Raw genomic sequence first — 22,246 nt, forward strand, 5'->3', positions numbered from 1 at the left:
ACACAAACGCCGCGCCGCTCGGACTTCCTAGCGGCGCGGCGCCGCTTTGCGGAGGCGTTCGAGCGCGTCGTAACCGGCACCACCCCGCAGCACCGCCTGCGCCAGCGTGAGAGCCCCCGCGTAATCAGCCGCGAGACCACCAACATAGATGGCGCCGGCCGCGTTCAACGCCACCGCGGAACGCGCTTCTAGGCTGCCGCCACCGCGCAGGACCTGCTCGATGAGCGCGGCGTTGTCTTCCGGCGATCCACCGGCGAGCGAATCGGCGCTCGCTAGCGTCAGTCCCACATCGGAAGGATCGAGCGTCCACCGCGTCTGCTCTCCGCGCGAAATCTCGATGATCGTTGTACGCCCCATGGGCGAGATCTCATCGAGCCCTGGCTCGCCGTGTACTACCAAGGAGTGGCGCGTGCCGAGAGTCGCGAGTGCGCTGGCAATAAGTTCAAGGCGGTTTGGATCCGCCACGCCAATCACCTGGCGCCCCGCGCGGGCAGGATTGGCGAGTGGCCCCACGAGATTCATCACCGTGGGAATGGCAATCTCGCGCCTCACGGGCCCCACGTGGCGCATCGCAGGGTGCATCGTGGGCGCAAACATAAAGACGATTCCCGCATCGCTGAGCACCTGTGCCATCTGCGACACCGGCACATCGATGGCCACGCCAAGCGCCTCGATGACATCCGCGCTCCCTGAGCGCGACGTGAATGATCGATTGCCGTGCTTCGCCACGCGCGCGCCCGCGCCTGCGGCCACGAGCGCCGCCGCGGTAGAAATATTGAAGGTGGAAATCGTTCCGCCGCCGGTGCCACACGTGTCCACGAGGGCGTCGGCGTCCGCCACGTCGAGCACGGTCATCGCGCTGCGAAGTGCGGCGGCAGCACCCGCTACTTCGCTGGGGGTCTCTCCCTTCACGCGGAGCCCCATGAGGAGCGCCGAGATTTGGGAGGGCGTTCCCTCGCCTGCCATCACAACCTCAAAGGCGGCCTGAGCCTGAGGACCCGCCAGCGACTCACCGAGCGCCAGCGCTTTAACGGCGGCCTGTAGCGCATTCACGGTACTATGCACCTCGCATCGCCCCCATCAGTCGCTCCGGCAGACGCGCCTCGCTGGCGAGCAACGAAATCACAAGGCCGAGGAGGCGCACGCGTTCAACATCTTCTTCAACGAAGAGCCCGCGCTGGGCGCGATTCGTGAGGTTCACCACTCCCACCAGTTCTTCGCGCAGCAACAACGGAAAACTGATAAACGATCCCGTGGTCAGGTATTCATCGCCCAGCAGCGGCTGCGCAGCGGCGTCGGACGCGTCCACAACGAGTAGCGGCTCTCGGGTTGCCGCCACTTTGCCAGCGACCCCCTCGCCCAGCTTGATGCGCGCGCCGAGTGTGACGTGCGGCGCGAGCCCGCGCCCCGCCGCCAAGTAGAGCGTGCGCGGATCTCCCGGCACCACGAGAAAGAGCGAGCAGCGGAGGGCCTGCATATCGTCGCCGACCAGCGAGAGCAGCGCCTCCGACAGGCGATGCGGCGATTCCCAGGCGGCGGCAAGCGTGAGCACCCGCTCAATCAGATACAACGTGCGAGTCCGCTGACGGAGCGCCTCGCTCCGTCGGTGGAGCTCAATGTGGGCCTGCTCCAACTGGCCGATGGCCGCGGTCAACTGCTGCTCGAGAGCGGTGAGTTTGCGCGCCGACCGTCGCGCGGCCTCAGCGACCTTCGCCGCCTCCATTTCAAGCAGCAACGGATCCACCGCCGCAGGGGTGCGCCGCACCTCTGCGAGCTGGTTCTCGAGGGTCCCCAGCCGCTGCACGTACTCGGCATGGACCTTCTGGACAACGTCTTCGAGGGTTTGCACCGCTTCGCGCCGTGTTTCCCGTTCAGCGAAGCGCAGGTAGGCGAGCTCAAACATGGCCGCCATGGGCGCCAAACGTTCGCTGGCGCGCGTATTGAACACATTCCGAGGCTCAGTGAGCGCGAGGACGGCGGCGAGTTCCCCCTCTTCCCGCAGCCCTAACAGGGATACAAACCCTCCGGAGGGGAGCGGCAACGCGAGCAGCCGTGCGAACTCGGGAGACTGCTCACCGAGGTCCACCAGGCGCCCACCCGCTTTGAGGGCGCGGATGACGTCCTCAGAAAGCTGTTCGAGCGCCGTTTCGAGCGGGGCGCGTTCCACCATTCCCCCGGTCGCCAGCGTCCGCTCGCGAAACAGCCCCTGACGCGCGTCAAGCCGCAGGAGCGAAATAGACGCGTCCCGGTCGGTATCGGCGAGCCCCTCGGCGAGCGCGACGAGCGCGGCATCGAGGTCGGTCGCAGCACTAAGCGCGTGTGCGAGCGATGCGAGTGGTCGGGTGGTCATAATCGGGGAACGAGGGGCCCCCGGTGATGGAACGCCGAGCGCAAATCGAAGGTTCGCCGTCCGCTAGGGCAATGTCAACTAATCGCGTGTTCAATTATTCCTTGATGCGCGCCGTGCGCTGGGGTATTTTTCGGCACGATGGCGGGGCGCATTCTCCAGCTCGTTTTGCACTACGACGGACAGGACTTCGCCGGCTGGCAGGTCCAGCCGGCGCAGCGTACGGTGCAAGGTGAACTCGAATCGGTGCTCTCTCGCCTGTGCGACCAACCGGTGCGCGTGGCAGGCGCTGGGCGGACAGATGCCGGAGTTCACGCGCGCGGACAGGTTGCGAGTGTGGAGATGCCGGAGCATTGGACGGAAGAGCGGCTGCGCAAGGCAATGAACAGCATGCTTCCGCACGACATCTGGGTGGCTCGGGTGTGCGCCATGGCACCTGGCTTCCACGCCCGGTACAGCGCGACCGGTCGGCGCTACAGCTACACGGTGGGGCTCGACGAGGCGTCCCGCTCGCCCTTTCGGCGACGCTGGGAATACGCCTTCTCCCGGGCCCTCGACCGCGAAACGCTGAGCTGGTGCGCGGAGCAGGTCGTCGGGTTGCATTGTTTCTACGGATTCGCCGTGCGAGGGACCGCACCGGCGACCGATGGGCACGAATGCGATGTACGGATCTGCCGGTGGCGCGACACTGCAACTGGCATGGTGCTCGACATTGAGGCGAACCGGTTTTTGCACCACATGGTTCGGTTCTTGGTGGGCACCATGCTCGACGTGGCAAGCGGCAAGCGGCAGCGCGCGGAGCTGACCTCGCTTCTCGTGGCAACGGACAACGACGATGTGTCGCCCCCTGCGCCGAGTGAAGGGTTGTGCCTAGAGCACGTTACGTATCCCGATGCCCTCTACCTTTCCGCCTGAGTCATCGATGCGCCTCTTTCTTGCTACTGCGTCGCTCGACGAAATCCGCTGGGCGACTGACGCCGGCCTTATTGACGGCATCGTCGCAACGCCCACGGTGGTCACCACGGAGTTGCCCGGCGCTGATGTGCGCGAGGTGATTACCGAAATCGCACGCGCCACGCGCCTGCCCCTGTGCGCCAGTGTGCCGGCGATCGGCGCCGCTGACATCGTCAAAGGTGCCCGCGATCTCGCCAAACTCACCGATCACGTGATCATCGCGATCCCGTTTATCGAAGATTCGGTGCCGGCCATCAACAAGCTATCGGCTGACGGTGTGCGAGTGGCCGCCACGCTGGTGTACTCGGCCGCGCAGGGCATTCTCGCCGCCAAGGCCGGCGCCACCATGGTCACCATCGCGATTGACGCGCTGGACGCCGTCGGCCAAGACGGCGTCGCAGTCATCCGCGAATTGCGGGCGGCGTTCGGCAATAAGACCGAATGCGACATTGCCGCCGCGGGCCCGTCGAGCGCCGCCACCTTCGCCGCCTGCGCGGCAGCCGGCGCCGACGTGGCCATTGTCACCCCCGGCGCACTCCACGCCTTTCTGCAACATCCGCTCACCGACCGTGGACTCGACCGCTTCCTCGGCGCCATCGCGCGTCGGCCGAAGCCACGGCGGGCGCGTTGACCATGCGGTCAGTGCTTCCGATTAGCGCGATCATCGCCATTGCCTGCGGTGGCGCATCGCCATCGCCATCCATCGCGCAGAACACGCGACTGCCGGAACCGGCCGCCAATATCAATGTGCAGCGGCGCACCGCCATCACCGAGGCCGTCGCCAAAGTGGCCCCGGCCGTTGTGACGGTGCAGACGGAAGCGGTGCAACGCACGCAGGTCTCGCCGTTCGACGCGTTCTTTGGGCGGCAGCCGGAACAACAGGTACAGTCAGGCATCGGGTCCGGTTTCATCATTCGCGATGACGGCATCATCATCACCAACGCGCACGTGGTGAATGGCGCGAGCAAAATCAGCGTGGCGTTGCGCGACGGCACCACCTACCCCGCCACGCTCAAAGGCATCGACGAACTCAACGACCTCGCGGTGCTCAAGATCGAAGCCAAAAAGTTGCCCGTGGCCACCCTTGGCACCTCGCGCGGCTTGCTGATTGGCGAATGGGCCATCGCGATTGGCAATCCGTACGGCTTTATCCTTGGCAACACGGAGCCGAGTGTCACGGCCGGCGTGATCAGCGCCACAGGGCGCAATCTTACCGCGCGCGCCGAAGGGAACGGCTTGTACGTGGACATGATTCAGACGGACGCATCGATCAATCCCGGCAACTCCGGCGGCCCGCTCGTGGACGCGGTAGGTGAAGTGATCGGTGTGAATAGCTCGATCTACTCGCCGACCGGCGGCTCGATCGGCTTGGGGTTTGCGATTCCGATTGATCGTGCGCGCCGCGTAGCCGAAGATCTGCTCGCGCACGGCAAGGCGCGTCGCCCGTGGATTGGCGTGAAGATGGAAATGCCCACGGCAGCCGGCGCCTCCGCGCGTCAGCAGTTCGCCAACGGCGCCACGGTCAAGAGTGTCGTGCCCGGCTCCCCCGCGGCCGCGGCTGGCTTGCAGCCGGGCGACGTGCTCGTCCGGTCGCGTGAGCGCACGTTGCGCAATGCGTACGACTGGGAAGCCGAGTTGCTCGAACTTCGCGTGGGCGACAACGAGCCGCTGGTAGTCAAGCGCGGCGGTCGCGAGTTCCAGGCCACTGTCAAAATTGCAGACTTACCGGAAGTGAGTGCCGAGCGCGTGGCGGTGCTCAAGGACCTTGAGCTCGTCACACTCACGCCGGCAATCCGCGGCGAACGCAACGTGCGCGCCGCGCGCGGTGCGCTTATCACGAATGTGGCGCAGAAGGTCGCAGAAGATCTCGGAATCCAAGCGGGTGACGTCATCACGCGCATTGGCAATCCCACCATCGGCTACGTCGATCTTACCGATGCGCAGCAGGCCAAAACGGTCCTCGAAAGCCTCGCTGGCCGCGGTCAGATGCAAATGTTTTTTGAACGCAATGGCACCACGTATTATTCCGTTTTCCAAATCGGTCGATGAGCTCACACTCGCGTTACAGTTCCCCACTCAGTGAGCGCTACGCCTCCAAGGCGATGCTCGAACTGTGGTCGCCGCAAACCCGTCACGGACTCTGGCGTCGGCTCTGGCTGGCGCTCGCCGAATCTGAGCGCGCCCTCGGTATCGATATTTCCGAGGCGGCCGTCGCCGAGATGCGAGCGCACCTCGACGACATCGATTTTCCCAAGGTCGCTGAGTATGAGAAGCGCTTTCGCCACGACGTCATGGCGCACGTACACGCCTTTGGTGAAGTGGCGCCACTTGCGCGCGGCGTGATTCACCTGGGCGCCACCAGCGCGTTCGTGACCGACAACGGCGACTTGATTCAAATGCGCCGCGGCCTCGAGCTGCTGCGCGCGCGCGTGATTGCGGTGATCGGCACGATGTCCACCTTCGCCCGTCAGTGGCGCGCTGAACCCACGCTCGGCTACACGCACTTGCAGCCGGCGCAGCTGACCACCGTTGGCAAACGGGCAACGCTCTGGCTGCAGGATCTGGTGCTCGACCTCGCGGACCTCGATCACCGCATTGCCAATCTGCCGATGCGTGGGGTCAAGGGGACGACCGGAACGCAGGCGAGCTTCCTCGAACTGTTTCGCGGCGATCACGCCAAGGTGCGCGAACTCGACCGACGCGTCTGTGCGGCGATGGGCTTCTCCGCCTCGATCCCCGTGTCCGGCCAAACCTACACGCGCAAACTCGACGCGCAGTTGATGGGCGTGCTCTCGGGCATTGCCGCGAGTGCGGCCAAGTTTGCCAGCGACATGCGGATGCTGCAGGCCTTTGGGGAAATCGAAGAGCCGTTCGAAAAGGAACAGATTGGCTCCAGCGCGATGGCGTACAAGCGCAACCCCATGCGCGCCGAGCGTATCAACGCGCTCGCGCGCTTTGTGCTGTCGATTGAAACGAATGCGAACCAGACGCACTCGGTGCAGTACTTCGAACGCACGCTGGACGACAGCGCCAACCGCCGCCTCGCGATTCCCGATGGGTTCTTGGCCGTCGATGCGATTCTTATTCTCCTCGAGAACGTCGCGAGCGGCCTCGAGGTACACCCGGCGCGCATTCGGGCACGCGTGATGGAAGAGTTGCCATTCATGGCCACGGAAGAACTCATCGTGCGCGCCGTTGAGGCAGGCGGCGATCGGCAAGAGGCGCACGAGGTAATTCGGCGCCACTCCATTGCCGCGGCCCGTGCGATGAAAGACGACGGCGTGGCCAACGACATGCTCACACGCCTCGCGGCAGACCCCGCGTTCGGCGTGAACATTGACGCCGTGCGCGCCGCGGCCGATCCACACCGGTACATCGGCCGATCGCCGCAGCAGGTTGACGATTTTCTCGCGGAAGTGATTGCTCCGCTGCTGGCGCAGCATGGCGCTGGCGCCGTTCCCACGGAGGACGTCCGGGTATGACACGCACGGTTGGTACCACCGATCTTCCGCTTCCCCGCGTCCGCCAGGGCAAAGTGCGCGACGTCTACGCCGTGGGCGACGACCGACTCCTGCTGGTGGCGAGCGACCGCGTCAGTGCGTTCGACGTCGTGATGCGCGAACTCGTGCCCTTCAAGGGGGCGGTGCTCACGCAGATTACCGCCTGGTGGCTCCGGCAGTTTGAGGACGAGATCCCGCATCACATGCTGAGCGCTGACGCTGACGAGATCATTCAACTCGTCCCCGCGCTGGCGCCGCACCGTGCCACCTTGGCCGGCCGCTCGATGCTTTGCCGACGCACCGAGGTATTTCCCGTCGAGTGTGTGGTGCGCGGCTATCTGTCCGGCTCGGCGTGGAAGGAATACCACGCCACGGGCACACTCGCCGGTGAGCAGTTGCCCGCTGGACTCGTGGAAAGCAGCCGCTTTGATCCGCCCGTGTTCAGCCCCGCCACCAAGGCCGAAACAGGGCACGACGAGAACATCACCATTGCCGTTATGCGCGCGCAGCTGGGCGAGGCGACCACCGCCGAACTGGAGCGCATGGCGCGCCGCATCTACGAGCGGGGCCGTGACCTCGCCGCGACCCGAGGCATCATCATTGCTGACACCAAGTTTGAATTTGGTGCGGTGGATGGTCGCATCATCCTGATTGACGAAGTGCTCACCCCAGACAGCTCGCGTTTTTGGCCCGCTGACCAGTACGCGCCCGGACGCAGTCAACCCAGTTTCGACAAGCAGCCGTTGCGTGACTGGTTGGACGTTGAGCGCCGTGCGGGCCGTTGGGATGGCAACGCGCCTCCGCCGACGTTGCCGGCGGAAGTGGTCGCCGAAACGAGCGCGCGTTATCTCAATGCGTTCTCGCGCCTCACCGGTTCCGCCCTTGACCTCCCGAGGATTTCGTGAACGTCGCTAGAGAAGGGATTCCGTTCATTCTGATCGCCGTGGCGATTGCGGCAGGGGGGTTTCTCCTTGCCGTCACCAAGCGCTCGTGGCCGCTTTGGTTGCTGGCCTTTCTACTCACGCTCGTGGCGCTCTGGGTGGCGTACTTCTTTCGCGATCCCGAACGCACCGGCGAGCGCGGCGACACGCTCGTGATCGCTCCGGCCGACGGACGCATCGTGCACCTGACGGAAGTGGACGAGCCGTCGTTCGTTCACGGCAAGGCGCTGCGCATTTCGATCTTCATGAACGTGTTCAATGTGCACGTCAATCGATATCCGGTGAATGGCACGGTCGACTACGTGCACTACAATCCTGGCAAGTTCCTCAATGCGGCGGTTGAGAAGTCGAGCCTTGAGAACGAGCAGATGTCGGTGGGCATCACGTCCGGCCCTCGCAAGATTCTCGTGCGCCAGATTGCGGGGCTGATTGCGCGCCGCATCGTCACGTATAGCAAGCCCGGTGACGCGGTGCGACAGGGAGAACGCTTTGGCCTGATTCGCTTTGGCTCGCGCGTTGATGTCTTCGTCCCCACCAACGCGAAGATTCGCGTCAAGATTGGTGAGACCACCGCCTCCGGCACCACGGTGCTGGCGGAGCTGCCGTAAATGAAACGCCCTCGGCTCCCGCGCCCGTCGATGGTGATGTTGCCGAACGGATTCACGCTCGGCAACCTCTTCTGCGGCGTGTTCGCCATCGTCAACGCAACGCGCGGCGAACTGAACCTCGCCGTCACGTGCATTCTCGTCGGCGGCGTCTGCGATGCGCTGGATGGGCGCGTCGCGCGCGCCACCAATACGGGGAGTCGCTTCGGCGAGGAACTGGACTCACTCGTCGATGCCATTTCATTTGGCCTCGCGCCAGCGCTCATTATGTATTTCGCGGTGTTGCGCCGTGATAACTGGGACTGGCTTTTCGTGTTTTGGTTTGCCGCCTGCGCCGTGATGCGGCTGGCGCGGTTCAATGTCGAGCAGGCCGGTCACTCCAAGCGGTATTTCCGCGGTCTGCCGAGCCCCGCGGCCGGCGGAGTACTGGCGTCGTACTACTGGTTCAGCCAAACGTCGCTCTTTCAGCAAACGTCTATCGGCGACCTGCCGTGGCACACGTACGTGCGCATCCTGATGGCCGCGCTGTCGTTCCTGATGATCAGCAACGTGCCGTACCTCGCGTGGCCCACCTTCAACTTGCGAAGCTGGCGCGGCGTGATTGGGCTGCTCGTGTTCGTAGGACTCGGCGTGGGGCTCGTCTTTCTTCCCAAGCAGTTCTTCTTCCCGGTGGGGTTGTTGTATGTCGTCACCGGCGTGCTCGCCGCTGTCGTAGGCGGCTTGCTGGAAAAACAGGGCCATCGCACGGCGGACCACGAAGTCGCAGGCATCGAAGCCTACGAACTGCCTGACGATGACGATGATACCGATATCGATGACGAAGTAGTCCCCGAGGCAACGGTAGCAACTCGCGAGAGCGAGCAGAGCCGCCGTCGTCGCCGTCGCCGCCGCGGTCGTCGCGGCCCTGGTTCCACACCTGACAAAGACCAATCCGAGGGTTCACCGGAATGACCCGCTATCGCGTTGCTGTTCACATCGTCCCGCGCTGCGGGTTGCTCGATCCTCAAGGAAAAGCGGTGGCCGATGCCCTGCACACCCTCGGCTTTAGCGCCGTCAGTGATGTGCACGTCGGCCGTCACCTGGTGATTGAGTCCGAGGCCGCGGATGCCGCTGCCGCAGAAGCGTCGGTGCGTGCCATGTGCGACAAGCTCCTCGCCAACCCCGTCACAGAAGACTACGAGATCGCAGGCGTTCGCACGGCGGAGGGCGCGTGAAAGTCGGAGTCGTTCGTTTCCCCGGCTCGAACTGCGACGAAGACGCCGTGCTCGCGGTGGTGGAGCAGCTGCACGAAGAAGCCGTGCTGCTCTGGCATAAAGATCACGACCTGCAGGGCTCGGATCTCATCATTCTCCCCGGTGGGTTCAGCTACGGCGACTATCTCCGCTCTGGGGCGATTGCGCGGTTTAGCCCGATCATGCAGGAAGTGGTCGCGCACGCCAAGCGCGGTGGACCGGTGATCGGCATCTGCAACGGCTTCCAGATTGCCTGCGAAGCGGGGCTCCTCCCAGGGGCCCTGCTCCGCAACGACAGTCTCCAGTTTCGCTCGATGCAGGTGACAATTCGCGTTGAGCAAACGAACACCTGCTTTACGCGCGCCGCGACCAAGGGCCAGTTGCTGACCATGCCCATTGCCCACGGCGACGGGCGATACACCGCAGACGATGCCACCATCGCACGGCTCGAGGATGAAGGGCGCGTGGTCTTTCGCTACGTGGACGAGGCCGGCGAAGCGGTGGCGTCGGCGAACCCCAACGGTTCGCTGCACAACATTGCTGGCGTCACGAACGACGCGGGAAACGTGGTCGGATTGATGCCGCACCCGGAACGCGCCGTCGACGCGCTCCTCGGTTCGGCCGATGGTCGAGTGCTGATGGAATCCATGCTCGTTGCCGCTCACGCCTGACTGGAGCCCCCCCCCAATGCGCCGCCTACTCTTTCTTCCCGTTGTTCTGCTCGCGGCCTCCCTCGGTGCGCAGTCCGTGATCAACCCCGGAATGACGCGCGCCGAAGTTGTGACAGCCCTCGGCAACCCACTGGCGGAGCGCACCTCTGGCGCGCAGACATTCCTGTTCTATAAGAATGGCGTCGAAAAGCGCGTGGGGATGAACGATCTCGTCATCCTCGAGGCCGGAAAGGTTGTCGATGCCGTCTTTCGTGCACCGAGCCGAAAGTACTCGGGCAAGAGCTCGTCGCCCGTTGCAGTGACGGCGGACGCGGCACGCGCCGAAGGACGAAAGGCACAGGCCACGAGCGAGAGTGGTGCGTCGCCCGCCCCTGCCGCAAAGAAGGTCGTCGTTCCTGAAAAGAAAGCACCGAAGCTTCCGGCGGAGGAAGCGCAGCAAGCCGAGGTAGCGAAGCCGATGCCACCCGCCGCTCGCAAAGACACGCCCGCAGCACCGGCTCCTGTTGATCCAAAAGCGGCCCCCGCTCCAAAGGTCGCGCCAGACTCCAAGGCGCCGCCCGCAAAAAAGCCCTGACCGCCACCACACTCATTTCGCGAGCAACGCTTCCGTGACTGCCGTCTCCCGCCCTGGCGATCCCGTCATCACTCCGGCTCTCGTAGCCGAGCATGGGCTCACGCCGGACGAATACGAACGCCTGATCAACATGCTAGGCCGAACGCCCACCTTCACCGAGCTTGGTGTGGTGAGTGCGCTCTGGAGCGAGCACTGCTCCTACAAGCACTCGCGCCCAGTGTTGAAGACACTCCCCACCACGGCACCGTGGGTGTTGCAGGGTCCGGGCGAGAACGCGGGGGTCATCAGTATTGGGGACGGGCTCGCGGTGGCGTTCAAGATTGAGTCGCACAATCACCCGAGCGCGGTGGAGCCGTACCAAGGGGCCGCAACAGGCGTTGGCGGTATCCTTCGCGACGTCTTTACGATGGGGGCGCGGCCAATCGCGATACTCAACTCGCTGCGCTTCGGCTCACTCGACACACCACGGGTTCGCTACCTCGTGGGTGGCGTGGTCAAAGGCATTGGCGACTACGGCAACTGCATGGGCGTGCCGACCGTCGCGGGTGACGTGATGTTCGATGCCGCCTACGAAGGCAATCCGCTCGTCAACGCGATGTGCGTGGGGATTCTTCGCGAGGAAGAACTCATCCGCGCGAAGGCAGAAGGCGTTGGCAACACGATTATGGCGGTGGGTGCCCGGACGGGTCGCGATGGTATTCACGGCGCGAGCTTTGCCTCGGAAGATCTCTCGCACGAGAACGACGCCAAACGCCCACGCGTGCAGGTGGGCGATCCCTTCACCGAGAAGCTGCTCCTCGAGGCGACGCTCGAACTTATTGCCAGCGGCGACTGCGTGGCCATTCAGGATATGGGCGCCGCTGGGCTCACGTCGAGTAGCGCCGAAATGGCGGAACGTGGCGACGTGGGGATTGTGATTGACACGAGTAAAGTCCCGGTTCGCGAAACTGGCATGACGCCGTACGAGATTCTCCTTTCCGAATCGCAGGAGCGGATGCTCGTGGTGGTCAAGAAAGGACGCGAGCAGACGGTGCGCGACATTCTTACAAAGTGGGATCTCCACGCTGCCGTGATCGGCGAGGTGATCGCCGAGCCGGTGTACCGAGTGGTCGAGGGCGATCGCGTCGTCGCCGAGTTCCCTGGCACGCGACTCGTCACGGATTGCCCGCAGTATCATCCCGAGGCGCGTGAGAGCGAGGCCATTATCGCACTGCGCGCGCGCGATGTGCACGCAATTGCCGAGCGCCCCGAGGAAGCCGATCCGTTCTGGACGCTACAGCAGTTGCTCTCGTCGCCGACGATTGCCAGCAAGCGCTGGATCTATCGTCAGTACGATTCAACGGTTCGGACCAACACCGTGATTGGACCAGGCGGCGGCGATGCGGCGGTGCTGCGCATTCGCGGCACCACCAAGGCGCTCGCGGTAAAGACTGACTGCAACGGCCGGTACGTGTATCTCGATCCGCGGGTCGGCGGGCGGATTGCCGTGGCCGAAGCGGCCCGCAACGTGGCGTGCGTAGGTGCGCGCCCGCGCGCCGTGACCAACTGCCTCAACTTCGGAAACCCAAAGCGTCCCGACATCTTCTTCCAGTTCCGCGAAGCAGTTGGTGGAATGGGCGATGCCTGCCGCGCGCTCGACACCCCAGTGACTGGCGGCAACGTCTCGCTGTACAACGAGAGCCCCCTCGGCGCGGTGTACCCTACGCCGACCATCGGCATGGTGGGAGTCATCGACGACGTTGCGCATATCACGCGCCTCCGCTTCAGCGATGTCGGCGACGCGATTGTGCTGCTCGGCGAACCGACCAACGAACTCGGCGCGAGTGAATATCTCTCCTGGATCCACAAGGTGGTTGCGGGTGCCCCACCGGCGTGCGACCTCACCAAGGAACGGGCGCTGATTGACGCGCTTCTTGAGAGCATTGCCGCCGGAGATGTGCGATCGGCGCACGACTGCAGTGAAGGCGGGCTCGCGGTCGCACTCGCGGAGTGCGCCATTGCCGAGGCCGACGCGATGATGGGCGCCACTATCGACTTGACGCCGTGGGCGGCGTTGCCGTTGCGTGCGCTGCTCTTTGGCGAGGCGCAGGGGCGCGTAGTGATTTCTACGACGAACGCCGATGCGATTATCGCGGTAGCCAAGCGCTTCGGCGTTCCTGCCACGCGTATTGGTACCGTGCAGCCGGCAACCAACGGCCTCTCTTTCACGATTGGCGCGCGCACGGTCTCTGCCCCGCTCGCGCCGTTGGCTGACGCGTTCCACGAAGCGATCCCTCGCGCCATGCGGCGCGCCCCTGCCGAAACCGTGTCGAGCGCCGTTGCGGCGGGAGCGACGAACTAATGTGTGGCATCTTTGGAGTGGCGGGAAACCCCGCTGCGGCAAGCCTCACGAACCTCGGCCTCTACTCGCTGCAGCACCGGGGACAAGAATCCGCCGGGATCGTGGCTGTGGGTGATGGTGACGCGCATGGCTATCGCGCGATGGGACTGGTTGGCGAGCAGTTCGATGCCGAACGCGTGGCCCAACTCCCGGGGAGCACGGCGATCGGCCACACCCGTTACTCGACGGCGGGAAGTTCTACCATTGAAAATGCGCAGCCCGCGTTGGTGAACTTCAAAAGCGGGCACATTGCGCTCGCGCACAATGGGAACCTCACCAATGCCACCGAGATTCGCGAGAAGCTCGAGGCGCACGGGTCCATTTTCAGTTCCACAATGGACAGCGAAGTGATTGTGCATCGGCTCGCCCGCTCGATGGCGACGCAGCCGGAAGATCAACTCGCCGAGGCGCTGCAAGGTGTGGAGGGGGCGTATTCGCTTTTGGTGCTGATCAATGAAACACTGCTGGCCGCGCGTGACCCGCACGGCTGGCGTCCGCTCGTAATGGGGCGCCTTGGCGACGCCGTGGTATTTGCGTCTGAGACGTGCGCGTTGGATATCGTCGGTGCGACGATTGAACGCGAGATCCTCCCCGGCGAGATCGTGGCCGTTGATGCCACCGGTGTTCGCTCGTTGCAAATGCAGCCGTCCAAGCAGCTGCACCGGTGCGTGTTCGAATACGTCTATTTTGCGCGTCCCGATAGCCAAGTGTTCGGCGGCTCGGTGGATCGTGCCCGACGTGCGCTCGGGCGTCGGCTCGCGCAGGAACATCCGGCTCCCGGCGCTGATTTTGTTTTTGCCGTTCCGGATTCCTCCAACGCGGCGGCGCTCGGTTTTGCGGAAGGCTCCGGGCTTCGCCTCGAGCATGCGCTTATTCGCAATCACTACGTGGGGCGCACATTCATTCAGCCCACGCAGGCCGGGCGCGACGCGAAGGTGCGCGTGAAGTACAACGCGGTGCGCGACGTACTGCAAGGCAAGAGTGTCGTGATGGTCGACGACTCCATCGTGCGTGGCACCACCACCCGCGGGTTGGTCGCACTCGTGCGTGCTGCGGGCGCCCGCGAGGTACACATGCGTGTGGCATCGCCGCCCATTACGCATCCCTGCTGGTACGGCATCGACACGCCCGAACGTGATCAACTCATTGCCGCGCGACTGCAACTCAGTGAGATCGCCAAGGAAATCGGCGTCGATACCCTTGGCTACATCTCGCGCGACGGGATGCTCGAAGCGGTCCCCGGCGGCCCAGAGGGTTTCTGCCACGCCTGTTTCAGCGGCGAATACCCCACCCGTCCGCCGACCATCCTCAAGAAGAACCGACTCGGCGGGCGATAGGAATCGACCGAACGGCGAACACGAGGCGTTACGGCCGCAAACTCCGTATGCAGTATGCAACAATCAAACGGTCGGCACCCTGCGGTGCCGACCGTTTGTGCCGCTTACTCCGAGCGCAGTCCGCCCAGCGATACCGCGGTCCCCGCCCCCTCCGCGAGCGCCGCCGTATAGATATGACGGAGCGCCGCGACATCCTCTACGGCGAGCCCAAGCGACTTGAATAACGTGATATCGCCGCGTGCTGATCGCCCTGCGACGCGTTTGAGCAACAGCTCCCCAAGCTCTCCGAGGATATGCGCGTCCGTGATCGCCCCCTCGTCGCGCGCAAAAAGAAAATCGCCAGATTCTTTGAGCGTGGATTCCCGCCGATCCACAAAGAGCCGCGCGCGAGCCACAGCCGCCGCATCCAACTCCCGCGCCACCGGCAGTGATGCCCCCACCGCATTCACATGCGTGCCCGGAGCCAGCCACGCCCCCTCAAGGATTGGCGTGCGCGCACCAGTGATCGTACAGACCACATCCGCGTCGGCCACCGCCTCGCGCGCGGTGTGCGACACTACAATCTCAACCGACGAATGCCGACGAGCTCGCTCGGCAAAGGCCTCCGCGCGATCGCCCGAGCGACTCCACACTCGCACCCGTCGGATGGGACGTACCGCGCACACCGCCTGCAGGTGCGGGAGCGCCAAGACTCCAGCGCCCAACAGCGCCAGCTCGCTCGCGTCGTCGTTGGCGAGCAGTCGCGTGGCGAGCCCCGACACCGCCGCCGTCCGAATGGCGGTGATCGACGAGGCGTCCGCAATGGCGAGGAGCGTTCCGTGTGCCGCGTCAAAGAGCAGCACCACGCCAATGTGCGAATCAAAGGGCGTCGCCTCGTTGCCCGGGAACACCGTAATCACCTTGGCGCCGATCGCCGCCTGCGAGCCCTCTCCCACAATCGCGGGCATAGTCCCAAAGGCGTTCGGCGTGCCCTCAAGGCGCAACACCGTGCGCAGGGGTAGTTGTGCCTTCCCCTCTGCCACGCTGCGCAGGGCGTCGGCCATCACGTCAATGCAGTCGGGCACGGGAAGGAACCGCGCCACATCCAGATGCGAGAGCAGGAGCGTCGTCATGCGCGGAAGGATGCCACGCGGGCATCAGCCGCGCAAAGGGTGTCCATTTTCCCCGAACCCCAGAGGGCAAATGCCTGACGGACTGGGCCCCCTGCGCACCGTACTATGCAGCAGGCGACATCTTCCGGGAGCGCGTATGACACAGAACGTCTTCTTCTTCGGTAGCGGCAAAGCCGAGGGCACCCGCGAATGGCGTGATCTGCTCGGCGGCAAAGGGGCGAATCTCCACGAGATGACGAATCTTGGGATTCCGGTGCCGCCAGGATTCACCATCAGTTGCGCGGTGTGCGACGAATATCTTGCCGATGGCTCCACCCCGCCCAACCTCCGCGCCGAAGTGGCCAGCGCGCTGGCTCGGCTAGAGGCCGCGGTCGGCCGAAAGTTCGGCGACCCGTCCGATCCGTTGCTGGTGTCCGTCCGTTCCGGTGCACGCGTCTCGATGCCCGGCATGATGGAGACCATTCTCAACCTCGGGCTCAATGACGAGACCGTTGAGGCACTCGCCAAACAGAGCGGAAACCCGCGATTCGCCTGGGATTCATACCGACGCTTCTTGCAGATGTACGGCGATGTGGTGATGGGTGTACCGAGTCAAAAGTTCGAACAGCTGCTCGGCGCCAAGCGCATGTTGTCCGGCGCGCACACCGACGCGGAGATTCCAGCCGACGTCCTCAAGGTGCTCGTCGGCGAGTACAAGGCACTCGTGCAGCACACGCTCGGCCGTTCCCTTCCCATGGACCCACAAGAACAGCTCTGGGGCTCCGTTGAGGCCGTGTGGCGTTCGTGGACGCTCAAAAAGGCGGTGGACTACCGTCGCGTGAACAATATTCCCGACGCGCCCGGCACCGCCGTGAACGTGATGGCGATGGTGTTCGGCAATCTGGGCGACGACTCCGGCACTGGCGTGGCCTTCACGCGCGACCCCTCCACCGGCGAACGGCGCTTTTACGGTGAGTTCTTGGTGAATGCCCAGGGCGAGGACGTTGTCGCCGGCATTCGCACGCCCCTTCCCATTACGGCCATGGCGGACGCATTTCCTGACGCTTACGCCGCGCTCATGAAAGTGCAGGACACTCTCGAGAAACACTTTCATGATATGCAGGATCTCGAGTTCACCGTGGAGCGCAAGACGCTCTACATGCTGCAAACGCGCACCGGCAAACGCACGGTCGCGGCAGCGCTCCGCATTGCACACGAGATGGTGGCCGAGCAACTGATTTCAAAAACGGACGCCGTGAAGCGCGTGCGTCCGAGTCAGCTCGACCAACTGCTTCACCCCGTGCTCGATCCGCGCACGAGTTCGACCGTCCTCGCCGTGGGTCTCCCAGCCAGCCCCGGCGCCGCGAGCGGTCAAGCCGTATTCGACGCCGACGAAGCCGAGCGCCGCGCGTCTCGCGGCGACGCGGTCATTCTCGTGCGCGAGGAAACCACGCCAGAAGATTTCCATGGGATTGTGGCGGCACGTGCCGTACTCACCGAACGCGGTGGGATGACCAGTCACGCGGCGGTGGTCTGCCGCGGAATGGGAAAGGTTGCCGTTGTGGGGTGCAAGGACATCAGCGTCGATGTCACCCACCGTCGCTTTACGGTGGGTGACACCGTGATCAACGAACGCGACTGGATAACCCTCGACGGTGCGAACGGCCGCGTGTATGCCGGCCATCTGCCAACCGTACCAAGCGAAGTGATGCGTGTGATTGGCGGCACCCTGCCCGCCCCAGACGCGCCCGTATTTCTCGCCTACGACGAACTCCTCGGCTGGGCCGACGACGCACGCCGCCTCCGCGTACGCGCGAATGCCGACACGCCCAAGGACGCACGCGCCGCACGACAGTTTGGCGCCGAAGGGATTGGACTCTGCCGCACCGAGCACATGTTCTTCGAAGGCGATCGCATCACGCCAATGCGCGAGATGATCGTGGCACACGACGAAGCGGGCCGCCGACGCGCACTCGAAAAACTGCTCCCCATGCAGCGCGCCGATTTCGAAGGCATCTTCGAGGCCATGTCACCGTTTCCGGTGACGATCCGCTTGCTCGACCCGCCGCTCCATGAGTTTCTCCCGCACGGCGGCGAGGAGAGCAAACTGCTCGCCCGCACCCTCGGCCTCACGCGCGCTGAACTCAACCACTTGGTGGATTCGCTGCGCGAGTCCAATCCGATGCTCGGCCACCGCGGCTGTCGACTCGGCATTACCTATCCCGAAATCACCGAGATGCAGGCGCGGGCGATCTTCACGGCGGCTGTGTCGGTGCAGCGCCGCGGCAAAGTCGTGCATCCTGAGGTGATGATTCCGCTCGTGGCCACGGTCAAGGAGTTTGAGCACCAACGGGCGATCGTGGACCGCGCGGCAAAAGAAGTGTTAGGCTCGATGGGTGAGCACATGGAGTATCTCGTGGGCACCATGATTGAGCTCCCGCGCGCCGCGCTCACCGCCGATCTCATCGCAGCGAAAGCTGAGTTCTTCTCGTTCGGCACCAACGACCTCACGCAGACGACTCTCGGACTCTCTCGCGACGACGCTGGACGCTTCCTCCCTCTCTATATAGAAAAAGGGATCTTCGCCGAGGATCCGTTCCGGGTGCTGGATGTAGAGGGCGTGGGGCAACTCATCGACATCGCCGTGCAAAAGGGGCGGTCAGTGCGGCCTGGGCTCAAATGCGGGATCTGTGGTGAACACGGCGGGGAGCCCGCATCGGTGGCCTTCTTCCATAAGGCCGGGCTGGACTACGTCTCGTGTTCCCCCTTCCGTGTGCCGATTGCGAGGCTCGCAGCTGGCCAGGCGGCACTGGCGGACTAGGCGCGACCCGCCGCACCGAGCGGATATGGGGTGCCTTGCGCTATCGTATCAACGAATGTAGATATATTGATATCATGGCTAAACTCAACACCGCCGCCCAGCCGTCCAAAGCGCCGCTCCCCCGCGCCATGGCCTCCCATGCGGCCTCCCAGCCGGTCGCCCAGCCGGTCGCCCTGCCAGTCGGCCAGCCGATGGCCCAGCCCGTGCTCCCCGAACTCTCGGCCGAACGGTTCCGAGCGCTCTCGGAACCCACGCGGCTCCGGATTCTCGCGCTGCTGCAGGATGGCGAACATTGCGTGTGCGACCTGCAGTCCGCGCTCGACATTGCCCAACCGCTCCTCTCCTTTCATCTCAAGGCGCTCCGCGACGCGGGCTTTGTGCACTGGAGAAAGCAGGGGCGCTGGGCCTACTACACCATCTGCAACGAAACACTCACCGCTGCGCACGACGATCTCGCGCGGCTCCGAGCGACCGGCGTGCGACGATCGCTCCCCACCGCCTGCTGTGAGTAATGCATAACGCCGCCAGGCAATCGAACGCGGCACGTTCGGATCTTCACGAACCAACGGCACTCACGTCCTCGCTTCGAAACCACGCATCTCTCTCCCATTGAGCATCCCGATGACTACCGGCACTGACATCAAATCCACCGTTCGCGACCGCTATGCCCGCGCGGCCCTCACCGTCGTCGAAGGGGGCACCAAAGGGAGCTGCTGCGGTACCGGCTCCGATTGCTGCGGCGATGACCCGATTACCTCCAACCTCTACGCGCAGTCCGAACTGCACGGCATTCCGGCAGCCGCCGTCCTTGCCTCACTCGGCTGCGGCAACCCCACCGCCCTCGCCGAACTGCGCGCCGGCGAAGTCGTGCTCGACCTCGGCTCCGGTGGTGGCATTGACGTGCTGCTCTCCGCACAGCGCGTCGGGCCAACGGGCAAGGCCTACGGCGTGGACATGACCGACGAAATGCTCGCGCTCGCTCACGCTAATCAGAAGGCCGCTGGCGTCACGAACGTCGAGTTCCGCAAAGGCGACATCGAACATATTCCGCTCGACGATGCCACCGTCGATGTCATCATTTCCAACTGCGTTATCAACCTCGCGGCGGACAAGCGCAAAGTGCTCGCCGAGGCGTTCCGCGTATTGAAGCCGGGCGGACGGTTTGCCGTGAGCGATGTGATTGTGCGCGGCGACATGCCCGACGACGTGCGCCGTTCCGCCGAACTGTGGGTGGGTTGCGTGGCCGGCGCCCTTGAGGAGCAGGAGTTTCTTCGGTTGCTGCGCGAAGCGGGCTTTGAGAATCCCTCAATTGAACCGACGCGCATCTACACCGCCGCCGACGCTCGTATTTTTGCCGAGAGTGCTGGACTCGATGTAGAGCGCATCGCGACGGAGATTGACGGAAAGTTTATGAGCGGCTTTGTACGCGCCACCAAGCCGGCGGGGGTCACGGCACCGGGAGCGAACCGTGTCGCCTGAAATAAATGTTCGACACGCGCGAAAGACCGACTTTCCGTCGGTGCTCGCGTTGCTCGCGGCCGCACAGCTTCCACCGGACGACGCTGAGTCGTGGATTGATCACTTTGTGGTCGCGGAACGCGACGGTGACGTGGTGGGCGCCGCCGGGCTCGATTTGTATGGAGACTCAGCCCTGCTCCGCTCAGTAGTCACCGCGAACGACGTGCGCGGCACCGGCACCGGCGCCGCGCTCACCAATGCGGCCATCGAGTGGGCCCGCGCGATGCGTATCGAGAGCGTGTACCTGCTCACCACGAGTGCTGGCGATTGGTTCCCGCGGTTCGGCTTTGAGCGTATTACGCGCGACGACGTCCCTGCCGAGGTAAAGGCGTCCGTGCAGTTCCAACTGGTGACCTGCTCGACGGCAACCGTCATGCGGAGGAAGCTGACATGAACATCGCGATCCTCGGCGACATTCACGCGAATCTTCCGGCGCTCGAGACGGTGCTGGCTGCCCTTGATGCGCGCGGCGACATTGACGCGACGTATCATATCGGCGATCTCGTGGGATACGCGCCATGGCCCAACGAAACCGTCGCATTGATCACCGCACGCGGGATTGCCGGTGTCTCTGGCAACTATGACTCCACGGTGGCGCACCACTACAAACACTGCGGCTGCAAATACGAAGACGCGCATCAGGAAGCGCTGTCGCATCTCAGCTTTGAGTGGACCAAGTCACATACTTCGGATAGCACAAAGCTGGCACTCCGAGCGCTTCCGTTTTCGCTCACGCGCCGACCATACGGTGGCCACGTCTCGGGGCCCGCATTGGTTCTCGTCCATGGCACTCCCACGCTCAACACGCTGTACTGGAACGCAGAGCGAACGGACGACTTCTGCCGTCAGATGGCCGCAACGGCTGGGCTCAAAGCCGGAGATGTCATTGCCTTTGGCCACACGCACAAAGCGTGGCATCGCGTCGTGGATGGCATCCACTTCGTAAACGCCGGCTCAGTTGGACGTCCCAAAGATGGCGATCCGCGCACTGGGTACGTGCAGATCCGCATATCCACCAAAGACGTCGAGGTGGAATTCGTGCGCATCCCCTACGACGTCCAGGCAGCCATGCGTGGCATTCTTGACAGCACCCTGCCGGACGAGTTCGCCGAGTTCCTGCGCACGGGTGGAAGGCTCAGCGCCCCCGCCAGTTCCTAACCTCAACTGCCACGCTACACATGACGCAGACCGCTCGCGCCTCCAGCGCCGCCGCATCCGACGCGAAGATTCTCCGCCGCCTCTCGACCCTCGATCGGTATCTCCCGCTCTGGATCTTTGCGGCGATGGCGGGCGGCATCTTGCTCGGGCGAATCTATCCGACACTCGGCGCAGCACTCGACCGCGTGCAACTGGCCGGTGTCTCCGTGCCGATCGCGGTGGGATTGCTGTGGATGATGTACCCAGTGCTGGCCAAGGTGCGGTATGAGACCATCGGCCAGCACGCGAGTGACACGAAGCTCATCAGCACGTCGCTGGTGCTGAACTGGGTCGTAGGCCCGTTGCTGATGCTTGGGCTCGCCTGGCTCTTTCTTCCCGACATGCCCGCGTACCGCAATGGCCTCGTGCTTATTGGCCTCGCACGTTGCATTGCGATGGTGCTCATCTGGAACTCGCTCGCGCGAGGCTCTGGCGAGTTGGCAGCGGTTCTCGTGGCGCTGAACTCAGTGTTCCAGATTATCACCTATTCCGTACTCGGCTGGCTCTTCCTTACCGTGGTGCCCGGCTGGTTCGGCGCCGACACCACCACGCTGAACGTGTCGATGGGGCAGATCGCCAAGAGCGTCGGGATCTTCCTTGGCGTACCGCTCGTGGCTGGATATCTCACGCGGAAAACCCTCGTGGCACGTAAGGGCGCGGCCTGGTACGACGGCGTCTTCATGCCGAAATTCGGGCCAACGGCGCTGTTCGGTCTTTTGTACACCATCGTCTTGATGTTCGCGATGCAGGGGCATCGCATTCTCGAGTTGCCGCTCGACGTCGTACGCATTGCGCTGCCACTGCTCGCGTACTTTGCGCTGATGTTCAGCTTTGCCTTCTGGCTCTCGCGCCGACTCGGCTTCAATTACGAAACGACCGCTTCCCTCTCGTTCACTGCGGCCGGCAATAATTTTGAGCTGGCGATTGCTGTGGCGATTGCGACCTTCGGCATTAGCTCAGGCGAAGCGCTCGCTGCGGTGGTGGGGCCGCTGATTGAGGTGCCAGCGCTGGTGGCACTCGTCTACGCCTCGCTCTGGGCCCGCCGACGCTTCTTTGCCGGCGAACCCGCCTAGTTGCA

21 protein-coding genes are annotated in these 22,246 nt (G+C 64.1%); 18 read left to right on the forward strand and 3 right to left on the reverse strand.

Annotated elements, in window-relative coordinates:
- Positions 1–27: 27 nt before the first annotated feature.
- Together trpD and NTZ43_05980 are read right to left on the reverse strand one after the other, a co-directional pair.
- Positions 28–1,065: an anthranilate phosphoribosyltransferase gene (trpD, locus tag NTZ43_05975; GenBank protein MCX5766754.1), complete on the reverse strand. Its 1,038-nt coding sequence runs from the start codon at positions 1,063–1,065 to the stop codon at positions 28–30.
- Positions 1,058–2,350 (reverse strand): GAF domain-containing protein, encoded by a 1,293-nt coding sequence (locus NTZ43_05980; GenBank protein ID MCX5766755.1) that lies wholly within the window; start codon positions 2,348–2,350, stop codon positions 1,058–1,060. The genes trpD and NTZ43_05980 overlap by 8 nt, the downstream gene beginning before the upstream one ends.
- Before the next feature lie 138 nt (positions 2,351–2,488).
- On the opposite strand from NTZ43_05980, the gene truA reads away from it, so the two are divergent.
- Genes truA through purF form a run of 12 tightly spaced genes read left to right on the forward strand, consistent with a single transcriptional unit; the run spans position 2,489 to position 14,541 of the window.
- Positions 2,489–3,262, forward strand: coding sequence for a tRNA pseudouridine(38-40) synthase TruA (truA, locus tag NTZ43_05985; GenBank protein MCX5766756.1), 774 nt, complete (start codon positions 2,489–2,491; stop codon positions 3,260–3,262).
- A gap of 7 nt (positions 3,263–3,269) precedes the next feature.
- Positions 3,270–3,932: a fructose-6-phosphate aldolase gene (locus NTZ43_05990; protein MCX5766757.1), complete on the forward strand. Its 663-nt coding sequence runs from the start codon at positions 3,270–3,272 to the stop codon at positions 3,930–3,932.
- A 2-nt stretch (positions 3,933–3,934) separates the two neighbouring features.
- A complete protein-coding gene (locus NTZ43_05995) occupies positions 3,935–5,350 on the forward strand; it encodes a trypsin-like peptidase domain-containing protein (GenBank protein ID MCX5766758.1) in 1,416 nt (471 codons plus the stop codon).
- Entirely contained in the window at positions 5,347–6,783 is a 1,437-nt protein-coding gene (gene purB / locus NTZ43_06000) for an adenylosuccinate lyase (protein MCX5766759.1), read from the forward strand. Before NTZ43_05995 ends, purB begins: the two co-directional genes overlap by 4 nt.
- Positions 6,780–7,706 (forward strand): phosphoribosylaminoimidazolesuccinocarboxamide synthase, encoded by a 927-nt coding sequence (locus NTZ43_06005; GenBank protein MCX5766760.1) that lies wholly within the window; start codon positions 6,780–6,782, stop codon positions 7,704–7,706. Before purB ends, NTZ43_06005 begins: the two co-directional genes overlap by 4 nt.
- Entirely contained in the window at positions 7,703–8,350 is a 648-nt protein-coding gene (locus tag NTZ43_06010) for a phosphatidylserine decarboxylase family protein (protein MCX5766761.1), read from the forward strand. Before NTZ43_06005 ends, NTZ43_06010 begins: the two co-directional genes overlap by 4 nt.
- The gene (gene pssA / locus NTZ43_06015) at positions 8,351–9,298 is read left to right on the forward strand and encodes a CDP-diacylglycerol--serine O-phosphatidyltransferase (protein ID MCX5766762.1); all 948 of its coding nucleotides are present in this window, start codon (positions 8,351–8,353) and stop codon (positions 9,296–9,298) included.
- Entirely contained in the window at positions 9,295–9,561 is a 267-nt protein-coding gene (gene purS / locus NTZ43_06020) for a phosphoribosylformylglycinamidine synthase subunit PurS (GenBank protein MCX5766763.1), read from the forward strand. The genes pssA and purS overlap by 4 nt, the downstream gene beginning before the upstream one ends.
- A complete protein-coding gene (gene purQ, locus NTZ43_06025; GenBank protein ID MCX5766764.1) occupies positions 9,558–10,250 on the forward strand; it encodes a phosphoribosylformylglycinamidine synthase subunit PurQ in 693 nt (230 codons plus the stop codon). Before purS ends, purQ begins: the two co-directional genes overlap by 4 nt.
- A gap of 16 nt (positions 10,251–10,266) precedes the next feature.
- On the forward strand, positions 10,267–10,824 hold the full coding sequence (locus NTZ43_06030) for a hypothetical protein (protein ID MCX5766765.1): 558 nt from the start codon (positions 10,267–10,269) through the stop codon (positions 10,822–10,824).
- 34 nt (positions 10,825–10,858) lie between these two features.
- Positions 10,859–13,165 carry a phosphoribosylformylglycinamidine synthase subunit PurL gene (gene purL, locus NTZ43_06035; GenBank protein ID MCX5766766.1) on the forward strand — a complete coding sequence of 769 codons (2,307 nt, stop codon included), beginning with the start codon at positions 10,859–10,861 and terminating at the stop codon, positions 13,163–13,165.
- Positions 13,165–14,541 carry an amidophosphoribosyltransferase gene (gene purF / locus NTZ43_06040; protein ID MCX5766767.1) on the forward strand — a complete coding sequence of 459 codons (1,377 nt, stop codon included), beginning with the start codon at positions 13,165–13,167 and terminating at the stop codon, positions 14,539–14,541. Before purL ends, purF begins: the two co-directional genes overlap by 1 nt.
- 104 nt (positions 14,542–14,645) lie before the next feature.
- Here purF and NTZ43_06045 read toward each other — a convergent pair whose 3' ends face one another.
- Positions 14,646–15,653, reverse strand: a complete 1,008-nt coding sequence (locus NTZ43_06045; protein ID MCX5766768.1) for an ornithine cyclodeaminase family protein — start codon at positions 15,651–15,653, stop codon at positions 14,646–14,648.
- 136 nt (positions 15,654–15,789) lie between these two features.
- Between NTZ43_06045 and ppdK the strand changes: the two genes are divergently transcribed.
- From ppdK to arsB, 6 genes are all read left to right on the forward strand, one after another.
- Positions 15,790–18,453 (forward strand): pyruvate, phosphate dikinase, encoded by a 2,664-nt coding sequence (gene ppdK, locus NTZ43_06050; protein ID MCX5766769.1) that lies wholly within the window; start codon positions 15,790–15,792, stop codon positions 18,451–18,453.
- 74 nt (positions 18,454–18,527) lie between these two features.
- Positions 18,528–18,965 carry a metalloregulator ArsR/SmtB family transcription factor gene (locus NTZ43_06055; GenBank protein ID MCX5766770.1) on the forward strand — a complete coding sequence of 146 codons (438 nt, stop codon included), beginning with the start codon at positions 18,528–18,530 and terminating at the stop codon, positions 18,963–18,965.
- A gap of 109 nt (positions 18,966–19,074) precedes the next feature.
- Positions 19,075–19,932: an arsenite methyltransferase gene (locus NTZ43_06060; GenBank protein ID MCX5766771.1), complete on the forward strand. Its 858-nt coding sequence runs from the start codon at positions 19,075–19,077 to the stop codon at positions 19,930–19,932.
- The gene (gene arsN2, locus NTZ43_06065; GenBank protein ID MCX5766772.1) at positions 19,922–20,365 is read left to right on the forward strand and encodes an arsenic resistance N-acetyltransferase ArsN2; all 444 of its coding nucleotides are present in this window, start codon (positions 19,922–19,924) and stop codon (positions 20,363–20,365) included. The genes NTZ43_06060 and arsN2 overlap by 11 nt, the downstream gene beginning before the upstream one ends.
- A complete protein-coding gene (locus NTZ43_06070; protein MCX5766773.1) occupies positions 20,362–21,129 on the forward strand; it encodes a metallophosphoesterase family protein in 768 nt (255 codons plus the stop codon). Before arsN2 ends, NTZ43_06070 begins: the two co-directional genes overlap by 4 nt.
- A gap of 20 nt (positions 21,130–21,149) precedes the next feature.
- Positions 21,150–22,241: an ACR3 family arsenite efflux transporter gene (gene arsB, locus NTZ43_06075; protein ID MCX5766774.1), complete on the forward strand. Its 1,092-nt coding sequence runs from the start codon at positions 21,150–21,152 to the stop codon at positions 22,239–22,241.
- Positions 22,242–22,246: the final 5 nt, after the last annotated feature.

The organism is Gemmatimonadota bacterium (genome assembly GCA_026387915.1).
Taxonomy (GTDB): Bacteria; Gemmatimonadota; Gemmatimonadetes; order Gemmatimonadales; family Gemmatimonadaceae; genus Fen-1231.

Excerpts from the sequence above, each read along its gene's own strand:
- NTZ43_05980 (MCX5766755.1), bottom strand. The coding sequence starts at position 2,350 with ATGACCACCCGACCACTCGCATCGCTCGCACACGCGCTTAGTGCTGCG.
- truA (MCX5766756.1), top strand. The coding sequence starts at position 2,489 with ATGGCGGGGCGCATTCTCCAGCTCGTTTTGCACTACGACGGACAGGAC.
- NTZ43_05990 (MCX5766757.1), top strand. The coding sequence starts at position 3,270 with ATGCGCCTCTTTCTTGCTACTGCGTCGCTCGACGAAATCCGCTGGGCG.
- NTZ43_05995 (MCX5766758.1), top strand. The coding sequence starts at position 3,935 with ATGCGGTCAGTGCTTCCGATTAGCGCGATCATCGCCATTGCCTGCGGT.
- purB (MCX5766759.1), top strand. The coding sequence starts at position 5,347 with ATGAGCTCACACTCGCGTTACAGTTCCCCACTCAGTGAGCGCTACGCC.
- NTZ43_06005 (MCX5766760.1), top strand. The coding sequence starts at position 6,780 with ATGACACGCACGGTTGGTACCACCGATCTTCCGCTTCCCCGCGTCCGC.
- pssA (MCX5766762.1), top strand. The coding sequence starts at position 8,351 with ATGAAACGCCCTCGGCTCCCGCGCCCGTCGATGGTGATGTTGCCGAAC.
- purS (MCX5766763.1), top strand. The coding sequence starts at position 9,295 with ATGACCCGCTATCGCGTTGCTGTTCACATCGTCCCGCGCTGCGGGTTG.
- NTZ43_06030 (MCX5766765.1), top strand. The coding sequence starts at position 10,267 with ATGCGCCGCCTACTCTTTCTTCCCGTTGTTCTGCTCGCGGCCTCCCTC.
- purF (MCX5766767.1), top strand. The coding sequence starts at position 13,165 with ATGTGTGGCATCTTTGGAGTGGCGGGAAACCCCGCTGCGGCAAGCCTC.
- NTZ43_06045 (MCX5766768.1), bottom strand. The coding sequence starts at position 15,653 with ATGACGACGCTCCTGCTCTCGCATCTGGATGTGGCGCGGTTCCTTCCC.
- ppdK (MCX5766769.1), top strand. The coding sequence starts at position 15,790 with ATGACACAGAACGTCTTCTTCTTCGGTAGCGGCAAAGCCGAGGGCACC.
- NTZ43_06055 (MCX5766770.1), top strand. The coding sequence starts at position 18,528 with ATGGCTAAACTCAACACCGCCGCCCAGCCGTCCAAAGCGCCGCTCCCC.
- NTZ43_06060 (MCX5766771.1), top strand. The coding sequence starts at position 19,075 with ATGACTACCGGCACTGACATCAAATCCACCGTTCGCGACCGCTATGCC.
- NTZ43_06070 (MCX5766773.1), top strand. The coding sequence starts at position 20,362 with ATGAACATCGCGATCCTCGGCGACATTCACGCGAATCTTCCGGCGCTC.
- arsB (MCX5766774.1), top strand. The coding sequence starts at position 21,150 with ATGACGCAGACCGCTCGCGCCTCCAGCGCCGCCGCATCCGACGCGAAG.